Source organism: Nostoc favosum CHAB5714 (assembly GCF_020829495.1).
GTDB lineage: Bacteria > Cyanobacteriota > Cyanobacteriia > Cyanobacteriales > Nostocaceae > Nostoc > Nostoc favosum.
Genome location: NZ_JAIVFQ010000083.1, coordinates 20,293 through 29,649, shown reverse-complemented (window position 1 = coordinate 29,649; position 9,357 = coordinate 20,293). Strand labels below are relative to the sequence as shown.

At 42.9% G+C, this 9,357-nt stretch carries 6 protein-coding genes; all 6 read left to right on the top strand.

Annotated elements, in window-relative coordinates:
* Positions 1 to 847: 847 nt before the first annotated feature.
* The 6 genes from LC586_RS31310 (at position 848) to LC586_RS31285 (ending at position 8,951) form a co-directional block, all read left to right on the top strand.
* Entirely contained in the window at positions 848 to 1,078 is a 231-nt protein-coding gene (locus LC586_RS31310) for a NifU family protein (protein ID WP_069069965.1), read from the top strand.
* Between the two features lie 77 nt (positions 1,079 to 1,155).
* Positions 1,156 to 3,390 carry a glycoside hydrolase family 57 protein gene (locus LC586_RS31305; RefSeq protein ID WP_229489313.1) on the top strand — a complete coding sequence of 745 codons (2,235 nt, stop codon included), beginning with the start codon at positions 1,156 to 1,158 and terminating at the stop codon, positions 3,388 to 3,390.
* Between the two features lie 944 nt (positions 3,391 to 4,334).
* A complete protein-coding gene (locus tag LC586_RS31300) occupies positions 4,335 to 5,387 on the top strand; it encodes a serine/threonine-protein kinase (RefSeq protein ID WP_229489312.1) in 1,053 nt (350 codons plus the stop codon).
* 426 nt (positions 5,388 to 5,813) lie between these two features.
* A complete protein-coding gene (locus LC586_RS31295; protein WP_229489310.1) occupies positions 5,814 to 7,847 on the top strand; it encodes a serine/threonine-protein kinase in 2,034 nt (677 codons plus the stop codon).
* A 328-nt stretch (positions 7,848 to 8,175) separates the two neighbouring features.
* On the top strand, positions 8,176 to 8,451 hold the full coding sequence (locus LC586_RS31290; protein ID WP_229489308.1) for a hypothetical protein: 276 nt from the start codon (positions 8,176 to 8,178) through the stop codon (positions 8,449 to 8,451).
* 200 nt (positions 8,452 to 8,651) lie between these two features.
* Positions 8,652 to 8,951: a WGxxGxxG family protein gene (locus tag LC586_RS31285; RefSeq protein ID WP_229489306.1), complete on the top strand. Its 300-nt coding sequence runs from the start codon at positions 8,652 to 8,654 to the stop codon at positions 8,949 to 8,951.
* Positions 8,952 to 9,357: the final 406 nt, after the last annotated feature.

The following is a 9,357-nucleotide window of genomic DNA, read 5'->3' as shown; positions in this document are numbered from 1 at the left end:
ACTAATTGGACTCTCTTTTACAAAACGCTCAAATATTGCTCCCAGCATTCACCATCTCCTCCGCTACTTTTTAGTTTGCGATCGCATGGCATTATTATCCGGCTATTTGTCACCTTGACAGGGCTAGGGCGCAGCCTAAGAGGATGTTTGAAAAGTCGCAAAGTATACTACGAACCCCGCTTCCATTCCTCTCCCCGAAACGGAGAGAGGCTTTGAAACCCCCATTCCCTTGTAGGGAAGGCTTGCTCGGGGGGTTAGGTTTCCGAGGCTTTGATGTTACCAAAAATACTTTTCAAACATCCTCTAAGAAGAGAAGTATGGGGTATCAGGGCTATTTCATCCTCATCTAGCCCGCTTCAGAATAAATTCTGAGGCTAATAGCACTCATTCGTCTAAAGACGACTAATAAAGGCTTTTAGTCCACTAAGCGTGGACTTGGGCTATGAGCCGCAAAACTTTAGTTCTGGGCGGTTTATGTCTAGAACGAAATAGCCCTGATGGGGTATTGGGAAAAAACTTTCCTTGTCCCCACCTCGTGGCGTTCTCTTCAGGACTTTAACCGCTAAAGTAGAGTAGGAGGGCTTGCACGACAAATTGTTCAGCTAATCTAATATCAAGTTGCTACAATCAGCAGTGGTTTAGTCAAAAGTCATTAAAAACTGACACCTGACAATCTAGCGGCAATTAGATTTAGGATCGATTTAACAAAGCTGAAAAATAAAATTTTGGATAATGGTTAATGAATAACCGTGCATAGGGCACAGAGATCATTATTATTCAATGCCCAATGCCACATGCCCAATGCCCCATGCCCAATCCCTATCATTAACTTAGCAGGTCTAAAACTATGGAACTCACAATTGACAACGTTGAAACAGTCTTAGATGAAATGCGCCCTTATCTCATGTCTGATGGCGGCAATGTGGAACTGGTAGAACTCGATGGGCCTATTGTAAAACTGCGCTTGCAAGGTGCGTGTGGTTCTTGTCCCAGTTCTGCAATGACCCTGAGAATGGGTATTGAACGCCGCCTCAAGGAAATGATTCCCGAAATTGCAGAAATTGAGCAAGTGGTGTAAAAGTTAGGAGTTAGAAGTTAGGAGTTATGAGTTTGAATCAACTCCTAACTCCTTATTCTTAACTCCTAACTATTCCTATGTCCCATCCTCTCTACATTGCTTTTATCTGGCATCAACATCAGCCGCTTTACAAATCTCCTAGGAGCGGCGTTTCGCTATCTTCTAGTCAGCAGTACCGGCTTCCTTGGGTACGTTTGCATGGGACTAAAGATTATTTGGATTTGGTATTGCTCTTAGAGCGGTATCCTAAGTTACACCAAACGGTGAATTTAGTTCCATCGCTGATATTGCAACTCGAAGATTATATTGCTGGCACTGCTTTTGACCCTTACCTCACAGCCAGCTTGACACCGGATGAACAACTCACCCAGCAACAGCGCGAATTTATTATCCAACACTTTTTCGATGCCAATCATCATACTCTAATTGACCCTCATCCCCGTTATGCTGAGTTGTATCAGCAAAGGCAGGAAAAAGGGCAAGCTTGGTGTTTAGCAAATTGGGAATTGCCAGATTATGGTGATTTGTTAGCTTGGCACAATTTGGCTTGGATCGATCCTCTGTTTTGGGATGACCCGGAAATTGCTACTTGGTTAAAACAGGGTCGAAATTTTACTTTAAGCGATCGCCAGCGCATTTATTCTAAACAGCGAGAAATCCTCAGCCGCATTATCCCCCAACATCGCAAAATGCAGGAGGCGGGGCAGCTAGAAGTTACCACCACGCCTTACACCCACCCGATTTTACCCTTGCTAGCTGATACTAACTCTGGTCGGGTAGCTGTGCCCAATATGACACTACCTAAGCAGCGTTTTCAGTGGTCAGAAGATATTCCCCGCCACTTGCGGAAAGCTTGGAACTTTTATAAAGACCGCTTTGGACAGATACCTCGTGGTTTGTGGCCTTCGGAACAGTCAGTAAGTCCGGCAGTACTTCCAGATATTATTAACCAAGGGTTTAAGTGGATATGCTCAGATGAAGCCGTCTTGGGGTGGACGCTGAAACACGTTTTTCATCGGGATGGGGCGGGGAATGTGCAGCAACCAGAATTGTTGTACCGACCCTATCGCCTACAAACCGCCGAGGGTGACTTGTCAATTGTGTTTCGTGACCACAGATTATCAGATTTGATTGGCTTTACTTATAGCGCGATGCCAGCAAAACAGGCCGCTGCGGATTTAGTGGGACATTTGCAAGCGATCGCTAAAATGCAAAGAGAAAGTCAAAGTGAACAACCTTGGCTAGTTACCATCGCTTTGGATGGGGAGAATTGCTGGGAATTTTATCCCGAAGACGGCAAACCCTTCTTAGAAGCTTTATATCAAACCTTGAGCGATGAACCCCGCCTCAAACTCGTCACTGTCTCCGAATTTCTCGAAGAATTTCCAGCCACAGCCACCATTCCCGGAGGACAACTACATAGTGGTTCTTGGGTAGATGGTAGTTTCACCACTTGGATCGGCGATCCCGCCAAAAATCGTGCTTGGGATTACTTGACACAAGCAAGGGAAATGCTGGCAAGTCATCCTGAAGCGACGGAAGAAAACAACCCCGAAGCATGGGAAGCGTTGTATGCCGCAGAAGGTTCAGACTGGTTCTGGTGGTTTGGTGCAGGACACTCCTCAAATCAGGATGCCATCTTTGATCAATTGTTTCGAGAACATTTGTTTGGCATTTACAAGGCATTAAATGAACCTGTACCGCCCTATCTCAAGCAACCAGTAGAAATCCACGAAGCGCAGGGAAACCACACCCCACAAGGGTTTATTCATCCCGTCATTGATGGTAGGGGTGATGAACAAGATTGGGACAAAGCTGGACGCATAGAAATCGGCGGGGCGCGGGGGACGATGCACAATAGCAGTGTCATCCAGCGACTTTGGTATGGGGTGGATCACCTCAATTTCTATTTGCGACTGGACTTTAAAAGTGGCGCCGCACCAGGGCAAGATTTGCCAGCAGAGTTGAATTTGCTGTGGTTTTATCCAGAAAAAACAATGGTTAACAGCCCAGTTCCCTTGGCAGATTTACCAGATGCAGCCCCACTTAATTACCTTTTCCATCATCTTCTGGAAGTTAACTTGCTGACGCAATCGATTCAGTTTCGGGAAGCTGGAGACAATTATCAATGGCATCCCCGTTTCAGTCGCGCTCAAGTAGCAATAAATAGTTGTTTAGAGTTGGCAGTACCGTGGGCAGATTTGCAAGTTCCACCAGATTATCCTTTGCGCTTGATTTTGGTGCTTGCAGATGAAGGGCGTTTTTGCAACTATTTGCCAGAAAATGCTTTGATTCCCATTGAAGTGCCTTAGAACTCAATAGGTTTGGTGTTATACCATTTCTTCTCGACGGACACTTTCCTCAAGTCGGGAAACCCGCCCACGAAAGTGTCCTTGTCTGCGAGACGCACTCGCGTTCGCGGTTCGTTTTCTTATTCCTCAAAATTAATGAAACAGACTACTAGTGGTCTGTCAAGCGAAGTTTGAAGGGTAAAGGAACGAACCGCAAAGGACGCAAAGAGGAGGACACTTCCGTGGGCGGGTTTCCCGACTTGAGGAAAGTGTCCGTCGCAAAGGAAGAAGGAAAAGAGAGAAATAAAAATTTGATTTACCAAGCATTGTTGACTTGCCAGACTAATAGTGATCTGTCAAGCGAAGTTTGAAGGGTAAAGGAACGAACCGCGAAGACGCGAAGTACGCCAAGGAAGAAGGAAAGAAGAGAAATTGAAGAATTTATCTACTTGTCAAAGTTGACTTGACAGACTACTAGTACTCTGTCCCATTAATTTGGATAGGTGAATTAATTTTTAAATTTATCTTCTTTACCTCTTAACTTTGCGACGGACACTTTCCTCAAGTCGGGAAACCCGCCCACGGAAGTGTCCTCCTCTTTGCGTCCTTTGCGGTTCGTTCTCTTAACCCTCAGAACTAATAAGATAGACTACTAATCTTGAGGCGGCACCCATTATGCATTGCCAGTCGGAGAATTTTGATGAGATAATCTCTAAAAGCTTGTATAGACTGGCTTTTACCTTAAGTTCACACAAATGACAGATGTACGCTCCTACAGCCGATTCATTTGTGGCAAAGGATTTATAGGCATATTTAATATTGTTTGTCAATCTGTAATTTCCACAAAAATTTCTTTTTATTTTTTGAAAAACTTTGATGATTTGGCAAAGTTACAGTAATGTTACTGTCGCCAAGGAATATTTGTCGTAAGATTAGAGACATTTCAGAACAGATATTCTATACTAATGGATCGCTTTTCTCAGAAAATAACGAATTCTCAAGAGAGCATTTTACAGCAAACTCAACTTGGCCAGATGTGTGGTTCCAAGAAGCTATTCCGCGATCGCTATGAAATATTGCAAATTCTAGGTCGAGGTGGTTTTGGGATCACGTTTTTAGCCAAAAATGTTGTATTACCTGGGAATCCTCTATGTGTCATTAAACAGCTTTGTCCGAAAGCGACTACTCCTCAAAGTTGGCAAAGGGCATGTACGCGCTTTGAAAAAGAAGCAAAAACCTTGGGTCAACTCGGTAGTCATTCGCAAATTCCCATGCTATTAGACTACTTTCAGGCAAATGGGGAGTTTTTTTTAATTCAAGAATACATACCAGGTTTGACTTTGGCACGAGAAGTGCGGCAAACTGGCCCCAAAAGTGAAGCCTCAGTTAAACAGTTTTTGCAAGAATTATTACCTGTATTACAGTATCTTCATAAACATCGTGTGATTCATCGGGATATTAAGCCCCAGAATTTATTGCGGTGTGAGTATGATCGGCGAATAGTGCTGATTGATTTTGGGGCGGTGAAAGAGCAATTAGCTGATGCTTGTGAAAACTCTCGCAATCAAGCTGCAAACACCAACTTTATCGGAACTAGGGGATTTGCACCACCAGAACAGTTTTCTCTACATCCAGTTTATGCCAGTGATATTTATGCACTGGGTATAACTTGTATTTTTATGTTGACTGCTAAAAGTCCTTTAGAATTTGACTACGATGCAAATACTGGTGAAATATGCTGGCGAAAAGAAGTAAATATTAGCAATAATTTCGCCCAGATTTTAGGGAAAATGGTGAAAATTTCATTAAATGATCGGTTTAAGACTGCCGATGAAGTGATGAAAGCTTTAGGTAATGAAAGCTATTTCTCTACTTTGGCTGACTGTCTAACTACCCAAAAATTAAATAATAAAAGTATTGCACAACACGGAAATTTTCACGAAACTCCTGATGTATACATACCACCTGTCGCCAGAACTGCTAGTGCTATTCGGAAATGGAGAGCAAGGCCGAAGTAAACAATGTCGCACAGCCTAAAGTATCAAATTAACAATTAATGATGGGTGATTTAAAATATCAAAAACAAATTTGGTAAGCATTTTAACTACATTTAATAGTCATGATGGTTAATTAATCAGGGTTTTTCTTTAATACTTAGTAGGTTATCGCTTGCCAATATACAAGCAAAATTACTAGGTTTAAAAGCTCCGAAAAAATTTTTATTCAAATTATTATATAATCGAAAGAATAATTAATCTTATGGCTCTCGTAGTTTTCCACAGATGAGGAAGACTGACTACTATTTACAAACGCTAACTATATTAAGTAATTCCCCAATCCCCAGAACAGGGTTTTCTACCACGAGTAAGCGAGAGTCAATTTTCTTAAGGGAAAGTTCGGGGCAAACTTAGCCTAAGTTGTCATGCAGTCGCGCCTGTCAGATCATGATCTGCTGCTTAAATCCCGATTGCTCAAATCCCCTGAATCCCAATGGAAAGAAGTTTTGCCAAAGTTGTAGCACCCCATTGGTGTCACTTTTAAGAAATCGCTTTCGTGTCATCCGAGTCCTTTCAGATGAGGGGGGATTTGGCAGAACCTATCTATCAGAAGATGTAGATAAACTCAATGAACGCTGTGTTATCAAGCAATTAGCTCCAAAATTCCAAGGAACTTGGTCGCAAAAAAAAGCGATGGAGTTGTTTGCTGAAGAAGCGCAGCGACTACAAGACCTTGGGGAACATCCCCAAATTCCGACTTTGCTTGCTTACTTTGAGCAAGACGGCTGCCTATATTTAGTGCAGCAGTTTATTAATGGAGAGAATTTATTAAAGGAGTTGCAACAGCGCAAGGCTTATAACGCTAGGGAAATCCAATCTATTTTGCTAGATTTACTGCCCATCCTCAAATTTATCCACGATCGCAAAGTCATTCATCGAGATATCAAGCCAGAAAATATTATCCGCAATAAAAGTGATGGGCGATTAAGCCTGATTGATTTTGGTTCCTCAAAGCAATTTACAGCCATTCAGCAGAAATCTGGCACATCCATTGGTTCACATGGTTATTCACCCCTGGAACAAATTAGAGATGGTAAAGCTTTCCCCGCCAGTGACTTGTTCGGTTTGGGGGCTACCTGCTTTCATCTGCTAACGGGAAATTCCCCCTTTCAGTTGTGGATGGAATCTGGGTACGCTTGGGTGAATAATTGGCGGGAATATTTGCGGAGTCCATTAAATCCTGAGTTGGATTTTGTCATCGACAAGCTTTTGAAAAAAGATATCCATGAACGTTACCAGTCAGCCGATGAAGTTCTTAGAGATTTGAGTCCAAAACAACTCCTCGCGCTACCACCAGCCGGGAAATCCTCTGGAAAAATACCACCAACTAAAGCACCACATTTACCAAAAAGTTATCCCTTACTGAGAACTTTAATCTTGGTAAGTGCTTTGATTCTGTTGTTTGGATTCCAAGAATCTTGGTATAAATATTTTCGCCGGATTCAGACCAGTTTAGTCTCTAGGCTGACTCAACACAATAATTCTGGCAAAGATGAAGCGTTTTTAAGTCAACCACTAAAGATTACTTTGGGTAAAGTTTCTTTAGCTAATACTTTGCAAGGGCACGAAAACTCGGTTTTGTCTGTTGCCATCAGCCCCGATGGCAAAACCATTGTCAGTAGTGGCGGTGAGCGAACAATCAAACTTTGGAATCTCGCAACCGGAAAACAAATCTCTTCACTCAACGCCTATTCTCAGCAGGTGAATGTGGTAGCGATCAGCCCAGATGGCAAAACTCTGGTTAGTGGTAGTGATGATAACACCATCAAAATCTGGAATCTGACAACCCAAAAGCAAATTCGCACTCTTACAGGGCATTCTGATTCAGTTCATGCCTTAGCCATCAGCGCTGATAGCGAGACTTTGGTTAGTGGTAGTGATGACAACACTATCAAAATCTGGGATTTAGCAACAGGAGAGCAAATTCGGACACTGGTAGGGCATACATTCTGGGTGCGATCGCTAGCTGTTAGCCCTAATGGTGTGATTCTTGCCAGTGGCAGTTTTGACAAGACTATCAAAATCTGGAATCTGACAAAAGGGTACTCAATCCGCACACTGGAGGGAAATTATCAAACAGTGACAGCCGTGGCTATAAGCCCAGATGGTAAAACTTTAGCCAGTGCTAGCCGCAATCGCACCATCAAACTTTGGAATCTAGCTACGGGAAAAGAAATTCGCACACTAGCGGGACATGCCAACACAGTCACATCCGTAGCCTTTAGCGCCGATGGTAAAATTGTTGCTAGTGGTAGCCGCGATCGCACCATCAAACTGTGGAATTCAGCCACAGGAGAAGAAATTCTGACATTGACGGGGCACACCAACACTGTGACATCCGTAACCTTCAGCCCAGATGGCAAGACCCTTGTCAGTGGTAGTGAAGACAATACTATTAAGGTTTGGCAATTGTCTCAGTGAACAGTAGGGAGTAGAGACGCGATTAATCGCGTCTCTACTAGGGAATCAGCCTTTTCGAGTTGTACCGAGTTTTTTCACGCAATCAAATAGGAGTCCTATATTGCAATACAGTTCAGTTAAGCATTTCTTTCTTCTCTTCCTTTGCGTTCTTTGCGTCCTTTGCGGTAGCCTCCGGCAAGCCGATGCAGCGTCTACGTTAAAAAAATTGACTTTGACTAATATTTAAGCCTTAACTGAACCGTATTGTCCTATATTGCGGGGTGTAGGGGCACGGCAGTGCCCCTACGGGTGTACTTAACAGTTAGGGTTTGATAGCGTTACCGATAGTTTGGAGCAGAAAAATACAGGTTCACAATTTTATGCGATCGCGGCGGAAATATTGCCTTCAATTATCGGCATCTGTCAGCCCCTAAATTTCTTTATGGGGATTATTAATTTTGACTTCCCCGAACGCGAATTTATGTTGAGCGGAGTCGAAACACAGCGTCTCCAAGAGTTGGGGCAATACTGTTCGGTTAAGACAAGAGACGGCGATTCATGGCGTCTTTGTGATGATTTATTGCATCTTTGCGATCTAAAATTTTCATCAAAAAACCTTAACTGAACCGTATTAAGAGTTGGGGCTGGCTTCACTGCATAATTTGCCATGCTCGGTAATATAATCTATACCAAAATGCTTATTTACTCGATCACTAATGCACCTTTAAGCGGATTTCTATTTGCAGCTAAAGATTGATGCTGTCCGTGTCAGAACTTAATATGCTTTAACTATTACTTGCAGCAATTCAATTGAGGAATGTGATCGTGAAACGCTTTAATGTCTCCAAAATTCTCGGAAGTACTGCTCTAGCTCTAAGTTTGGCTACCTTGCCTACAGTTCTGCCTGCTTCTGCTCAGACCACAAGCACTCCTGATGCGACTGTTACAGATACTACTACAGACCGCGCTGCTACCGACAGAAATTATCAGGATGGCGATTGGGGTTTGTTGGGCTTGCTCGGTTTATTTGGTTTATTTGGTCGCAAGAGCCGCAAAGCCGATGATAATGTAGCTTATCGTGACCCTAATGCGGTAGGCTCCTCTGGCTCCCGTTCTAACTATTAATAATGAGTAGCGTTCTAATTTCGCGTAAGTCCTAAAGATAATTACGGTTAAAGCCTGCCGATGCAGGCTTTGTTCGTGTGTATACATGACTACAAGCCTTGGGAAGTGAGGGCGTGCCAACTTTGCCCAGTTCAATTGTTAATTGGGATTTCTCAAAAATAAAATTGGCGAACAAAACTGCGCTCCTAATTTAGCTTTCAGAGCTTCATCGGTGGTTATTTTTGGTAAATCTAGAGGCTGGCGATCGCTCTTAATAACTTTACGTGTATCGGCAATGACTGTAATATGATAATATCCTTTAGGTACTCAGTATTTTAGCTGAAAAAAATATCATAATCTCTGCTTAAACCTGCGAATGTGGGTTTAATTGAGCGTTTTTGTTGTCAAACAAGTATCCACAACGACA